The 13630-nt window shown below is 60.3% G+C and carries 15 protein-coding genes; 14 read left to right on the top strand and 1 reads right to left on the bottom strand.

What is annotated here, in order from left to right; genetic code table 11:
- Nucleotides 1-24 precede the first annotated feature (24 nt).
- The 7 genes from trpA (at nucleotide 25) to JAB4_RS22575 (ending at nucleotide 7666) form a co-directional block, all read left to right on the top strand.
- Nucleotides 25-822, top strand: a complete 798-nt coding sequence (gene trpA / locus JAB4_RS22605) for a tryptophan synthase subunit alpha (RefSeq protein WP_070221134.1) — start codon at nucleotides 25-27, stop codon at nucleotides 820-822.
- Between the two features lie 197 nt (nucleotides 823-1019).
- Nucleotides 1020-1892, top strand: coding sequence for an acetyl-CoA carboxylase, carboxyltransferase subunit beta (gene accD, locus JAB4_RS22600; RefSeq protein WP_010400390.1), 873 nt, complete (start codon nucleotides 1020-1022; stop codon nucleotides 1890-1892).
- 108 nt (nucleotides 1893-2000) lie between these two features.
- Nucleotides 2001-3299: a bifunctional tetrahydrofolate synthase/dihydrofolate synthase gene (gene folC, locus JAB4_RS22595; protein WP_070221136.1), complete on the top strand. Its 1299-nt coding sequence runs from the start codon at nucleotides 2001-2003 to the stop codon at nucleotides 3297-3299.
- 24 nt (nucleotides 3300-3323) lie between these two features.
- Entirely contained in the window at nucleotides 3324-4310 is a 987-nt protein-coding gene (locus JAB4_RS22590) for an SPOR domain-containing protein (protein ID WP_070221138.1), read from the top strand.
- 20 nt (nucleotides 4311-4330) lie between these two features.
- Complete coding sequence (locus JAB4_RS22585; RefSeq protein ID WP_070221159.1) at nucleotides 4331-4819, top strand: CvpA family protein; 489 nt, start codon at nucleotides 4331-4333, stop codon at nucleotides 4817-4819.
- 38 nt (nucleotides 4820-4857) lie between these two features.
- On the top strand, nucleotides 4858-6381 hold the full coding sequence (gene purF, locus JAB4_RS22580; protein WP_034750508.1) for an amidophosphoribosyltransferase: 1524 nt from the start codon (nucleotides 4858-4860) through the stop codon (nucleotides 6379-6381).
- A gap of 43 nt (nucleotides 6382-6424) precedes the next feature.
- Nucleotides 6425-7666 carry a cystathionine gamma-synthase family protein gene (locus JAB4_RS22575; RefSeq protein WP_070221140.1) on the top strand — a complete coding sequence of 414 codons (1242 nt, stop codon included), beginning with the start codon at nucleotides 6425-6427 and terminating at the stop codon, nucleotides 7664-7666.
- A gap of 236 nt (nucleotides 7667-7902) precedes the next feature.
- Here the strand turns inward: JAB4_RS22575 and lexA are convergent, their stop codons facing one another.
- Nucleotides 7903-8538: a transcriptional repressor LexA gene (gene lexA / locus JAB4_RS22570; protein ID WP_034750502.1), complete on the bottom strand. Its 636-nt coding sequence runs from the start codon at nucleotides 8536-8538 to the stop codon at nucleotides 7903-7905.
- Between the two features lie 275 nt (nucleotides 8539-8813).
- Here lexA and rpsF point away from each other — a divergent pair, with 275 nt between their 5' ends.
- The 7 genes from rpsF (at nucleotide 8814) to JAB4_RS22535 (ending at nucleotide 13616) form a co-directional block, all read left to right on the top strand.
- Entirely contained in the window at nucleotides 8814-9203 is a 390-nt protein-coding gene (gene rpsF / locus JAB4_RS22565; protein WP_034750499.1) for a 30S ribosomal protein S6, read from the top strand.
- Nucleotides 9204-9223: 20 nt separating this feature from the next.
- Nucleotides 9224-9523: a primosomal replication protein N gene (gene priB / locus JAB4_RS22560; RefSeq protein WP_034783455.1), complete on the top strand. Its 300-nt coding sequence runs from the start codon at nucleotides 9224-9226 to the stop codon at nucleotides 9521-9523.
- Nucleotides 9524-9548: 25 nt separating this feature from the next.
- A complete protein-coding gene (gene rpsR / locus JAB4_RS22555; protein ID WP_010400024.1) occupies nucleotides 9549-9839 on the top strand; it encodes a 30S ribosomal protein S18 in 291 nt (96 codons plus the stop codon).
- A 27-nt stretch (nucleotides 9840-9866) separates the two neighbouring features.
- Nucleotides 9867-10322: a 50S ribosomal protein L9 gene (gene rplI, locus JAB4_RS22550; RefSeq protein ID WP_034783456.1), complete on the top strand. Its 456-nt coding sequence runs from the start codon at nucleotides 9867-9869 to the stop codon at nucleotides 10320-10322.
- 135 nt (nucleotides 10323-10457) lie between these two features.
- Nucleotides 10458-11843, top strand: a complete 1386-nt coding sequence (locus tag JAB4_RS22545; protein ID WP_034750488.1) for a replicative DNA helicase — start codon at nucleotides 10458-10460, stop codon at nucleotides 11841-11843.
- Nucleotides 11844-11936: 93 nt separating this feature from the next.
- Nucleotides 11937-12563 carry a DUF47 domain-containing protein gene (locus tag JAB4_RS22540; protein ID WP_010400015.1) on the top strand — a complete coding sequence of 209 codons (627 nt, stop codon included), beginning with the start codon at nucleotides 11937-11939 and terminating at the stop codon, nucleotides 12561-12563.
- Between the two features lie 39 nt (nucleotides 12564-12602).
- On the top strand, nucleotides 12603-13616 hold the full coding sequence (locus JAB4_RS22535; protein WP_070221141.1) for an inorganic phosphate transporter: 1014 nt from the start codon (nucleotides 12603-12605) through the stop codon (nucleotides 13614-13616).
- The last annotated feature ends 14 nt before the right edge of the window (nucleotides 13617-13630 follow it).

The following is a 13630-nucleotide window of genomic DNA, read 5'->3' as shown; positions in this document are numbered from 1 at the left end:
TATCCATCACCACGAAAGCTCACCATGTCCCGTATCGCCACTACCTTCGCCCAATTAAAATCCAAGAACAAGACCGCCCTGGTCACCTTCATCACCGCCGGCGACCCCGGCCCTGACGCCACCGTGCCGCTGATGCACGCGCTCGTCGAGGGCGGCGCCGACATCCTGGAGCTGGGCGTGCCGTTTTCCGACCCCATGGCCGAAGGCCCCGTCATCCAGCGCGCCTGCGAACGGGCCTTGAAATTCAATGTCGGCATCCACGACGTGTTCGGCTACGTGCGCCAGTTCCGTGAAACGAACCAGACGACGCCCGTGGTGCTGATGGGGTACGCCAATCCCATCGAGCGCATCGGCAGCGCCGCCTTCATTGCAGCAGCGCAAGCGGCCGGCGCCGATGGCGCCATCGTCGTCGACTATCCGCCGGAAGAGTGCGAGGAGTTCGGCGCCGCCATGCGCGCAGCGGGCCTCGACCTGATTTTCCTGCTGGCGCCCACTTCGACCGAAGAGCGCATCGCGCAAGTGGCCAAGGTTGGCGGCGGCTTCAGCTATTACGTGTCGCTCAAGGGCGTCACGGGTGCCGGCAACATTGATACGGAACAGGTGGCGGAGCGCCTCGCGGCCATCCGCCAGCATGTAAAATTACCCATCGGCGTGGGCTTCGGCATCCGCGATGGCGCCACGGCCAAGGCCGTGGCCAAGGTGGCCGATGCCGTCGTGATCGGCAGCCGCATCATCCAGGAAATTGAAAATGCCCCGGAAGGGGGCGCCGTCGACGCCGTGCGCAGCTTTACGGCAGGCATCCGCGCCGCACTGGACGCCTGAGCAAGCTTGCCGTTTACGCAAGATGCGTTGGCGGCAAAGTTCGACAGCCCGGCGATAAACGGCTACACTTCGGCCACTGATTTGCCTGTTATTGTGCAATAGATAAAATTTTTGGTGGCGCCCCGCGGGGCGTTGCCGTTGACCGTCTGCCGGGGGCGTCCACCGACGCTACCCCTACAAGGGCCCAAGGAGAAAATATGAGTTGGTTGGAAAAACTGCTGCCACCGCGCATCCAGCGTTCTGATGCGGCCGCGCGCAAGACCATGCCGGAAGGCCTGTGGGTCAAGTGCCCGTCGTGCGAAGCCGTGCTGTACCGTACGGACCTGGAATCGAATTTGCACGTGTGCCCGAAATGCGACCACCACATGCGCATCCGCGCGCGTGAACGCCTCGACAGCCTGCTCGACGCGGGCGGCCGCTATGAAATCGGCCAGGAAATCCTGCCCGTCGATACCCTGAAGTTCAAAGACAGCAAGAAATACCCGGATCGCCTGAAGTCCGCCATGGAAGCGACGGGCGAGACGGATGCGATGGTCGTCATGGGCGGCGCCATCATGAGCCTGCCAGTAGTCGTGGCGTGCTTCGAATTCGAATTCATGGGCGGCTCCATGGGCTCGGTCGTGGGCGAGCGCTTCGTGCGCGGCGCGCAGATCGCGCTGGAGCAGAAAGTGCCGTTCATTTGCATCACCGCCACCGGTGGCGCGCGCATGCAGGAAGGCTTGCTGTCGCTGATGCAGATGGCGAAAACCACGGCCATGCTGACCAAGCTGTCGGAAAAGAAATTGCCATTCATCAGCGTGCTGACCGACCCGACCATGGGCGGCGTGTCCGCCTCGTTCGCCTTCATGGGCGACGTGGTCATTGCCGAACCGAAAGCGCTGATCGGCTTTGCCGGCCCGCGCGTGATTGAAAACACCGTGCGCGAAAAACTGCCGGAAGGCTTCCAGCGCGCCGAGTTCCTCGTCACCAAGGGCGCCGTCGACATGATCGTCGACCGCCGCAAGATGCGCGAAGAAATCGCCCGTCTGCTGGCCTTGTTGCAAAACCAGGCTGTTGAGGTGCTGGCTTAATTTACCGCTGGCGTCGGGTTACGGCCTTTGGCCTAACCCGACCTACATCGTCCTGCCTCGTTATATCTCTTCTGCGCCTTGCGCATCGCATCCTTCAAGAAGTCTCCCATGCAAAACCTCCCCACCACCTTGCCGGACTGGCTCGCCATGCTGGAAACCCGCCATTCGGAAACCCAGATCAACATGGGCCTGGACCGCGTGCAAGCCGTCAAGGCGCGCATGCAGCTCGCTTTTACTTGCCCCGTGATCATGGTGGCGGGCACGAATGGCAAGGGCTCCACCTGCGCCATGCTGGAATCCGTGCTGTTGCGTGCCGGCTACAAAGTGGGCTTGTACATCAAGCCGCATTTCCTCGATTTTAACGAGCGCGCGCGCGTGCTGGGCGAGATGGCCAGCGACGAGCAGCTCGTCGCCAGCTTCCAGGCCGTCGAAGCCGTGCGCGGCGATACGCCGCTCACGTATTTCGAATTCACCACCCTGACGATTTTGCATCTGCTGTCGCAAGCCAACCTGGACGTGGCCATCCTGGAAGTGGGCCTGGGCGGGCGCCTGGATGCCGTCAACGTGATCGACGCGGACGTGGCCATCGTCACCAGCGTCGATATCGACCACACGGATTACCTGGGCGACACGCGCGAAGCGATCGGCTTTGAAAAGGCGGGCATCTTCCGTCCAGGCAAGGCGGCCATCTGCAGCGACCCCGTGCCGCCGCAATCGTTGATCGACCATGCCGAGGCCATCGGCGCCGACCTGTGGCTGATGGGCCGCGATTTCAACTATTCGGGCGACAAGCAGCAGTGGAACTACGGCGGGCGCGAGCAGCGCCGCAATTCGCTGGCCTACCCGAGCTTGCGCGGCGCCAACCAGATCCTCAATGCGACGGCCGTGCTGGCCGCGCTGGAAGTGCTGAAGCTGAAACTGCCCGTGGGCGCGCAGGAAGTGCGCACGGGCCTCGTGACGGTGGAACTGCCGGGCCGCTTCCAGGTCTTGCCTGGCCGCCCCAGCGTGATCCTCGACGTGGCGCACAACCCCCACGCGGCGTCGGCGCTGAACCAGAACCTCGGTAATATGGGTTTCCACCCGTACACCTATGCCGTATTCGGTTCCATGCACGACAAGGATATCGATGGCGTACTGGCCGCGATGAGTGAACACGTTGACCACTGGTGCCTGACGGGCCTGCCTTCGCCGCGCGCGGCCACGGCTTCCGAGCTGGCCGCCAAGGTGCAGATCATGCTCGAAGATAAGCCCGACAGCAGCGAACATACTGTGTCTATTTTCGATGATCCGGCACAAGCTTTTGCAAATGCAATGAACCGGGCCGGTGAGAATGATAGAATTGTGGTCTTTGGTTCTTTCCTCACCGTTGCAGGCGTGATGAAGGCCCGAAAATCCTCACTTCACTGAAACGCACTCGACTGAAAATCACGCATGGGCTTGTTCTCGAAACTGTTTAAAAACAAGCAAGAATCCTCTGGCGAAGACAGCGGCTTTTATGTCCCTGGCGAAGCACAGTCGCCGACCCGCAAGCGCGCCGCCAACACCTCGGGTGGCGGCGGATCGCGCCGTGGCGGCAAGGAAGCACCGGATCCGGTCTTGCCTGAAAAAAAGCGCGCACGCCGCCGCCTGGTCGGGGCCGTCGCCCTGGCCCTGGGCGTCGCCGTCGGCTTGCCGATGCTGCTCGATTCGGAGCCGAAAGCACCGTTCAACGATATCGCCATCGACATTCCGTCGAAGGAAAAGGCGGCGCCTGCACCGGCGCCTGTGCCGGCCGTGCCGGTCCAGGCCGCATCGAATGGCCTGGACCAGTCCGAGGAAATCGTCGACGCGCCGCTGCCGCCTGCGGCCAAGCCGACGCCGGCCCCCGTGCTGGCCGCCGCCCAGCCTGTACCGGTCAAGCCGGCCTATGTGGAGCCGAAACCCGAACCCAAGCCCGAACCGAAGCCTGTCAAGGTGGAGCCGAAACCGGAACCGAAGCCCGAGCCGAAGCATGAAGCCAAGCCGGAGCCGAAACACGAGCCCAAGCCTGAACCGAAGCATGAAGTAAAGCCCGAAGCCAAGCCTGAGGCCAAGCCTGCCAAGCCGGCGCAATCGGCCGACGATGCCGCGCGCGCGCTGGCCATCCTGGAAGGCAAGCCGCAAGACAAGCCGCAAGAAAAAGCGCAAGACAAGGCCCACGACGCCGGCAGCGGCAAGTTCGTGGTGCAGGTGGCGGCGCTGGCGACGCAGGACAAGGTCGATGAATTGCAGGACAAGCTGCGCGAAGCGGGCATCAAGTCGTACACGCAGAAAGTCTCCAGTCCGGCGGGCGAGCGCATCCGCGTGCGCGTGGGACCGTTCGGCAGCCGCGAAGACGCGGAAAAGACGCGCGCCAAGTTGCAAAAGCTGGGCCTGGGCGGCTCGCTGGTGCCGGCGTGATGTTGCAAGGCTGAATGCGCGTGACGATCTTCGATTACCTGGTGCTGTTCGTGCTGGTGACTTCCGTGCTGATCAGCATGATGCGCGGCCTGGTCAAGGAAATACTGTCCCTGGTCAGCTGGATCGTGGCGTTCGTCATTGCCAATGCCTATGGCGCCACCCTGGCGAAATTTCTGCCGGAAGCCGTGCCGGGCGAAGCGATCCGTTTATTGCTGGCTTTCGTAGTGCTGTTCATCGGCGTGCGCATTTTGATGGGATTGCTGTCCATGACGGTTGACGCGCTCGTCAAGGTGACAGGCCTGAGTCTGGCCGACCGCACCCTGGGCAGCCTGTTCGGCGTGGCGCGGGGCCTTGTGATCGTGCTGACCGCCGTCATCTTGTGTGGCATGACTTCCATACCGCAGCAGCCATTCTGGAAAAACGCGCTGCTCAGTCCGCTCGCGGAACAGGGCGCGCGCGCCATCAAGCCTTATCTGCCTGCCGCTTACGCGCAGCATGTGAAATTTTGAATTTTTTTAAAATCAGTAGCACAGTTTAGGAGCACACCATGTGTGGCATCGTCGGCGTCGTTTCCCATCAACCTGTCAATCAATTGCTCTATGATGCATTGTTGCTCCTGCAACATCGCGGTCAGGACGCGGCAGGGATTGCGACCAATCACAGCAGTATGTTTTCCATGCACAAGGCCAACGGCCTCGTGCGAGACGTCTTCCGCACGCGCAACATGCGTTCGCTGCAAGGCACGACGGGCATCGGCCATTGCCGCTACCCGACGGCCGGTTCGTCGAGCGAAGAGGAAGCACAGCCGTTCTATGTGAATGCGCCGTTCGGCATCACCCTGGCGCACAATGGCAACCTGACCAACTGGGAACAGTTGAAGCTGGAAATGTTCAAGAACGACCGCCGCCACATCAATACCGATTCCGATTCGGAAGTGCTGCTCAACGTGCTGGCGCATGAAATCCAGGAAGCGACGACGGGCCTGAACCTGGACCCGGAAGCCATCTTCAAGGCCGTGACTGTGCTGAACCGTCGCGTCAAGGGCGGCTATGCCGCCGTCGCGCAAATCGCCGGCGTGGGCTTGCTGGCCTTCCGCGACCCGCACGGCATCCGTCCGCTGTGCCTGGGCATCAATGAAACGGAGCAGGGTCCCGAATACCTGATCGCTTCCGAATCCGTGGCCCTGGAAGGCATGGGCTTCCGCTTCGTGCGCGACATCGGCCCCGGCGAAGCCGTCTTCATCGATGCCGACAAGAAATTGCACAGCGCCCAGTGCGCCGACAATGCCAGCCTGAACCCGTGCGTGTTCGAATTCGTCTACCTGGCCCGTCCCGACTCCGTCATCGACGGCGCCTCCGTGTACGCCACGCGCCTGAAAATGGGCGAATACCTGGCCGAGAAGATCCGCGCCGAATTGCCAGGCGTGCATATCGACGTGGTCATGCCGATTCCCGATTCCTCGCGTCCGGCCGCCATCCAGCTGGCCATGGCGCTGAACATCGAATACCGCGAAGGCTTCATCAAGAACCGCTACATCGGCCGCACTTTTATCATGCCGGGCCAGGCGGCGCGCAAGAAATCCGTGCGCCAGAAGCTCAACGCGATCCCGTCCGAATTCAAGGATAAAGTGGTCTTGCTCGTCGACGATTCCATCGTGCGCGGCACCACCAGCCGTGAAATCGTGCAGATGGCGCGTGAAGCGGGCGCGACGAAAGTCATCTTCGCCTCGGCCGCGCCGCCCGTCATCTATCCGAACGTGTACGGCATCGACATGCCGACGCGCGACGAGCTGATCGCCTACGGCCGCACGACGGAAGAAGTGTGCCGCGAAATCACGGCCGACTACCTGGTCTACCAGGATATCGGCGCGCTCAAGCAGGCGATCGCCGACGTCAACCCGGCCCTGACCAACTTCGAGGCCTCGTGCTTCGACGGCGTCTACGTGACGGGCGACGTGTCGCAGGAATACCTGGACCGTCTGGAATATGCGCGCCACCATCCGAAGGCGGCAGCGCCCGAAGATACGCCGCGTTCCCAGCTGAACCTGAACCTGGCAACGACAGAAGCGTAATTATCTTGCCCGGCTAGCGCCGGGCTTTTTTTGCTCCGCGATCATGAACGATAAAAAAAACTACGGCTTTACCACCACCATCCTGCATAACGACCGCCGCAAGGGCATCGAGCATGGTTCGCTGCACAAGCCCGTGCACACTTCCGTCGCGTTTGGTTATGCCGATGCGCGCCAGCTCGCTTCCGTATTCCAGGGCAAGGAACCCGGTTTCCGCTATGGCCGCCAGGGCAACCCCACCGTGTCCGCGCTGGAAGACAAGGTCAACAAGATGGAAGACGGCGTCGCGACCTTGTGCTTCGCCACCGGCATGGGCGCCATCGGCGCCGTGGTGCAGTCGCTGCTGCGCGCGGGCGACCATGTCGTCTCGTCGGCCTTTTTGTTTGGCAACACCAACAGCCTGTGGCAAACGGTGACGGGGCAGGGCATCGCCGTGTCCTTCGTCGACGCCACCGAGGTGGCCAACGTGGCGGCCGCCATCACGCCTGCCACGCGCATCGTGTTCGTGGAAACCATCGCCAATCCGCGCACGCAGATCGCCGACCTGAAAAAAATCGGTGACCTGTGCCGCGAAAAGGGCATCTTGTACATCGTCGACAACACGATGACGACGCCGTATTTGTTCCGCCCGAAAGCCGTGGGCGCGGGCCTCGTGGTCAATGCCTTGACGAAATCCATCGGCGGTCACGGCAATGCATTGGGCGGCAGCTTGACGGACACGGGCGTGTCCGACTGGACGCAGTATCCGAATATTTTCGAGAATTACAAGAAGGCGGCGCCCGCGCAGTGGGGCATCGCGCAGATCCGTGCCAAGGCCTTGCGCGACTTCGGCGCGTCCCTGGGGCCGGAAGCGGCGCACCATATCGCCGTCGGCGCGGAAACCATGGCCTTGCGCATGGACCGCACCTGCTCGAACGCCCTGGCGCTGGCCACCATGCTGGCCGCCGATCCGCGAGTGGCGGCCGTGCACTACCCGGGCTTGGCGTCGCACCCGCAGCACGCCTTGGCGAGCGACCTGTTCCGCAGCTATGGTTCGCTGTTCAGCTTTGAATTGAAGGATGGCATCGATTGCTTCGATTTCCTCAATCGTTTGAATCTGGCTATTCCCGCGAGCAACCTGGGCGACACGCGCACCCTGGTCATTCCCGTCGCCCACACGATCTTCTATGAGATGGGCGCCGAGCGCCGCGCCAGCATGGGCATCGCCGAATCGCTGATCCGCGTCTCCGTCGGTATCGAGGATGAGGTGGATCTGCTTGAGGATTTCCGCCAAGCACTCGATGTATAAGTCGCCGGACAAATGAAAAGGGCCGCAACAGTCATGCTGTTGCGGCCCTTTGTTCGTGCAGTCGTTTAATGCCAGTTGCGCATCAGTCCCACAGCCAGGCCTTCCAGGGCGAATTCATCTTTCGGCAGCAGTTCGATGACGGAAACTTAGGTGTCAGAACTTAGGTGTCAGGCATGAGAAGGGGCCGCAACTAAAAACTGGGGTCAGACCCGGCGGGTCTGACCCCGGCAGGCAACTTAATGCCAGCTGCGCATCAAGCCGACTGCCAGGCCTTCCAGGGCAAATTCATCTTCCGGCGACACGGTGATGACCTTGAAATCCGGGTTTTCCGGCAGCAATTCGATGACGGAACCCGTCTTCTTGTAGCGCTTGACCGTGACTTCGTCGCCGATGCGGGCCACGACGATCTGGCCATTCTTGGCGCTGTCGACCTTTTTGACGGCCAGTAAATCGCCATCCATGATGCCGGCGTCGCGCATGGACCAGCCGCGCACCTTCAGCAGGAAGTCGGGCTTGGCCGAGAACAGGGCCGGGTCCACGTTGTAGCTCGCTTCCAGGTTTTCCTGGGCAAGGATGGGCGAACCGGCGGCCACCCTGCCGATCAGGGGCAGCGACATCAGCAGCGCCGCCGGCACTTTCGATGGCGGCGCTTCGGCTGCCGCGCCGATCAGGCGGATGCCGCGCGAGGTGCCGGGCGAAATCTCGATCGCGCCCTTGCGGGCCAGGGCCTGCAAATGCTCCTCGGCCGCATTGGCCGATTTGAAACCCAGTTCATTGGCAATTTCGGCACGGGTGGGGGGAAAGCCCGTGTTTTCAATCGCGTCCTTGATCAGGTTCAGGATTTGTTCTTGTCGTGCTGTCAGCTTGATCATGAGCGGTGGGTGCATACTAAAATGCTGTCTATATGAACAGTCTGTATTTTTGTACAGTATCGCCCACTATGCAAGGGGATTTCCGTGTTTTCGGCGAATTTCGCAAGAAATACTTGTTCCCGGTCGAAAAGCACGGTGGTCCGCGGGCTTTTCGGGCACTGGCGCAAGCAATGATTGAAACGTTTGCAAAAGGCGGTTATAATCTTCGGCTGACCTTCCCACACCCGTCTTGACGCCGGGGTGGGCGATTATCAATCCGACCTGAAGGAGTTTGCATGCGTCATTATGAAATAGTCTTTATCGTCCATCCGGACCAAAGCGAGCAAGTGCCCGCGATGATCGAACGCTACAAAGCCAGCGTAACCACCCGCGGCGGTTCGGTTCACCGCGTGGAAGATTGGGGCCGCCGTCAAATGGCTTACTCGATCCAAAAGCTGCCTAAAGCACACTACATCTGCCTGAACATCGAATGCGACAACGAGACCCTGGTCGAGTTGGAAACAGCATTCAAATTCAATGATGCCGTGTTGCGTCACCTGACCGTTAAAATGAAGAAAGCTGAAACAGCTCCTTCGCCGATGATGAAATCGGTACAACGCGAAGACGCGGCCAAAAGCCACCGCACCGAAGCACCAGCAGCCGCTCCAGCCGCAGCAGCAGCTTAATTTTTGACCAGGATCGTGCGCTGAACCAGCTACAAGTCACCGCCATCATTGCCGAGCGCGAAATATTGCGCTATACCCCGGCAGGGCTGCCGATTGTGAATGCAGTATTGCAACACAGTTCGCAGCAGATGGAAGCAGGGATTGCCCGTTTGACCGAGTTTGATGTTGCCGCGCTAGCCGCTGGCGAAATTTCAGGCCGGTTCAGTCAGGCAAGCTTGGGCGGGGTGTATCAGTTCACGGGTTTCCTGGCCAGGAAGAGCCGCAACAGCAAGAGTTTGGTGTTTCACATCATTGATTTTAGTGCAGTCAATTCTGACTAGCGCATTTTAGATACAGGAGCCTGACATGGCATTCGGTAAAAAGTTCGACAAAAATAAGCTCAAGCTTAAAGAAAAACGCAAACAGCAAAACCCTTTGTTCAAACGTAAGAAGTTCTGCCGCTTCACGGCAGCTCACGTTGAGCAAGTCGACTACAAAGACGTCGACACGCTGAAAGACTTCGTCCAGGAAAACGGCAAGATCATGCCAGCACGCCTGACCGGTACCAAAGCGCACTACCAGCGCCAAGTCGACACCGCAATCAAGCGCGCTCGCTTCCTCGCGCTGCTGCCATACACCGATCTGCACCACGCTTAATCGGTCAGATATTCCTGGAGAAGAACTATGCAAATCATTCTGTTAGAAAAAGTTGTAAACGTCGGTAACCTCGGCGAAGTCGTCAAAGTCAAAGACGGTTACGCACGTAACTTCCTGATCCCGCAACGCCTGGCACGTCGTGCTACGGCAACCGCTGTGGCTGAATTCGAAGTCAAGCGCGCCGAACTGGAAAAAGCTGCTGCCGCCAAACTGGCCGCATCGCAAGCCCAGGGCGAAAAACTGAGCGGCCTGACCGTTCAAGTTGCTCAAAAAGCTGGCGTCGATGGCCGTCTGTTCGGTTCCGTCACCAACTTCGACATCGCTGAAGCGCTGACCAAGCAAGGTTTTGCTGTTGAAAAAGCACAAATCCGCATGCCTACCGGCCCGCTGAAGATCGTTGGCGAGCACAACGTTTCGGTTGCTCTGCACACCGACGTGGTCGTGGAAGTTGTTATCGCTGTCGTTCCAGACGCGAACGCGTAATCGCCTGCGGGCCTGGCCCGCAAGCGCTGCCGCACTATGAAAAGCCGGGTTCGCCCGGCTTTTTTGTGGCCTTTTTTTCGCTCATTTTCAGCCCTTTATTTTTGCCGGCACGCCGAAGCGGGTATAATTCGCGCCATGAACGCCCCCTCTGATCCGCAACTGGATTCCCTCCGTATTCCGCCGCATTCGATCGAAGCAGAACAATCCGTTATCGGTGGTCTGCTGCGCGACAATGCCGCCTATGACCGCATCGCCGACTTCATGCATGCGGAGGATTTCTATCGCTATGACCATCGCATCATCTTCGAGCAAATCGTCAAGATGGTTAACGCTTCCAAGCCAGCCGATGTCATTACTGTTTTTGAAACCCTGACCCAGCTCGGCAAGGCCGATGACGTGGGCGGACTCGCTTACCTGAACGCCATGGCGCAAAACACGCCATCGGCCGCGAACATCCGGCGCTATGCCGAGATCGTGCGCGACCGCGGCGTACTGCGCAAACTTATCACCGTCGCCGACGATATCTCCGGCACGGCCTTCAGCCCGCAAGGCAAGGAAGTCAAGCAGATGCTTGACGAGGCCGAGTCGAAGATTTTCGCCATCGCCGAAGAAGGCGCGCGCGGCGCCCAGGGCTGGACCGCCATCCAGCCCCTGCTGACGCAAGTGGTCGAGCGCATCGACGAACTGTACAGCCGCGACAACCAGAGTGAAATCACGGGCGTGCCCACCGGTTTCATCGACCTCGACCGCATGACCTCGGGTCTGCAGCCGGGCGACCTGGTGATCGTGGCGGGCCGTCCGTCGATGGGCAAGACGGCGTTTTCCGTCAACATCGGCGAAAACGTGGCCATCGACAGCGGCTTGCCCGTGGCCGTGTTCTCGATGGAGATGGGCGGCGCCCAGCTGGCCATGCGTATGCTCGGCTCCGTCGGACAGCTGGACCAGCACCGCCTGCGCACGGGCCGCCTGAACGACGAAGACTGGCCGCGCCTGACGAATGCAATCCAGAAGATGAACGACGCGCAGTTGTACATCGATGAAACGCCGGCGCTCAATTCCATCGAATTGCGCGCCCGTTCGCGCCGTTTGTCGCGCCAGTGCGGCAAGCTGGGCCTGATCATCGTCGATTACTTGCAACTGATGTCGGCCAATACGCCGGGCGACAACCGCGCCACGGAGATTTCCGAGATTTCGCGTGGCTTGAAAGGCCTGGCGAAAGAACTCGGTTGCCCCGTGATCGCGCTGTCACAGTTGAACCGCTCGCTGGAACAACGCCCGAACAAGCGTCCCGTGATGTCCGACTTGCGCGAATCGGGCGCTATTGAGCAGGATGCCGACGTGATCCTGTTCATTTACCGCGACGAGGTGTATAACCCCGACTCGCCGGACAAGGGGACGGCCGAAATCATCATCGGCAAACAACGTAACGGTCCAATCGGCAGCATCCGCCTCACCTTCATGGGGCAGTACACCAAATTTGGCAATTACAGTGGTGGCCTGGCGCTTTACCAAGGCGACTAAGACTCAGCAGCACTGATATTCCATTGGCCGCCCCCTCATACGGGGCGGCTTTCTGTAGTAAATAACACGACTCAATGCTTAACGGAGAATGACATGTTTGGACGCTTGATGCCCACTGAGGGCAAGTTTTTTGAATTGTTTAACCAGCACGCGGAACTGTGCGTCAAGGGCGCGAAAGAGATGCTCGGCCTGATGACCAATTTCGACGACCTGGAAAACCGCGTGCACGCGATCGAAAGCATCGAGAAACAGGCGGACAAAGTCACCTACGCCACCGTGGAAATGCTGCACAAGACCTTCATCACGCCGATCGACCGCGACGACATCCATCAGCTGATCACGCGCCAGGACGATATCCTCGACCTGCTGGAAGACGCGGCGCAAACCGTCTCGCTGTACGACTTGAAAGCCGTCACGCCGGAAGCCAAGCGCCTGGCCGAACTGGTGCTGGCCTGTACCGAGAAAGTGCGCGACGCCGTCGCCATGCTGCACAACATGGACAACTCGCGCAAGATCGTCGCCATCTGCGAAGAAATCGACCGCCTGGAATCGGACGCCGACCACGTGATGCGCGCCGCCATGTCCAAGCTGTTCCGCGACGAGCCGGACGTGCGCAACCTGATCAAGCTGAAAGCGATCTACGAAATTCTGGAAACCGTGACCGACCGTTGCGAAGATGTGTCCAATATTATCGAAGGCATCATCGTCGAAAACGCGTAAGCGTTGGGCCTGTCCTGAACCAGAATCAGAAAAGAAACTATAATGACCATACAAATCAGCATCTACGTGCTAGGCCTGTTGATCGTCCTCGCGCTGCTGTTTGACTTCATGAACGGCTTCCACGATGCCGCCAACGCGATTGCCACGGTGGTCTCGACGGGCGTATTGAAACCGCAGACCGCGGTTGCCATGGCCGCCACGTTCAACTTCGTCGCCATCTTCGTGTTCCACCAGCTGACCGTGGCCGCCACGGTGGGCAAGGGCACCATCGACCCGGCCGTGATCGACCAGTACGTGATCTTCGGCGCGCTGATGGGCGCCATCTTCTGGAATTTGTTTACCTGGTACTACGGCATTCCCTCGTCGTCCTCGCACGCCCTGATCGGCGGCCTGGTGGGCGCCGCTGTGGCCAAGTCGGGCACGGGCGCGCTGGTCGCGGCCGGCCTGTGGAAAACCGTGGCCTTCATCGTCATCGCCCCCGTGCTGGGCTTCGTGTTCGGCTCCATCATGATGCTGATCGTGTCGTGGATTTTTGTCCGTTCGACGCCGCGCAAGGTCGACAAGTGGTTCCGCCGTTTGCAACTGGCATCGGCCGCGGCCTATAGCCTGGGCCACGGCGGCAACGATGCGCAAAAAACCATCGGCATCATCTGGATGCTGCTGATCGCGGCCGGCTACTCGAACGTGAACGACCAGATGCCGCCGATGTGGGTCATCATCTCGTGCTACACGGCCATTAGCTTCGGCACCCTGTTCGGCGGCTGGCGCATCGTCAAGACCATGGGCCAGAAGATCACCAAGTTGAAACCCGTCGGCGGCTTCTGCGCCGAAACGGGCGGCGCCATTACCCTGTTCGTCTCGACGGCGCTGGGCATTCCCGTGTCGACCACGCACACGATCACGGGCGCCATCGTCGGCGTCGGCTCGGCGCAAAAAATGTCGGCCGTGCGCTGGGGTGTTGCCGGCAATATCGTCTGGGCCTGGATCTTCACGATTCCCGCTTCCGCGTTCGTGGCGGCAGTGGCCTGGTGGATTGGCCACCACATCATGTAATGGATAGCCAACGC

The sequence above is a fragment of the Janthinobacterium sp. HH102 genome, from assembly GCF_001758625.2.
Classification (GTDB): domain Bacteria; phylum Pseudomonadota; class Gammaproteobacteria; order Burkholderiales; family Burkholderiaceae_D; genus Janthinobacterium.
Note: the sequence above shows the minus strand (reverse complement) of the source record. Positions and strands in the feature narration are given on the sequence as shown.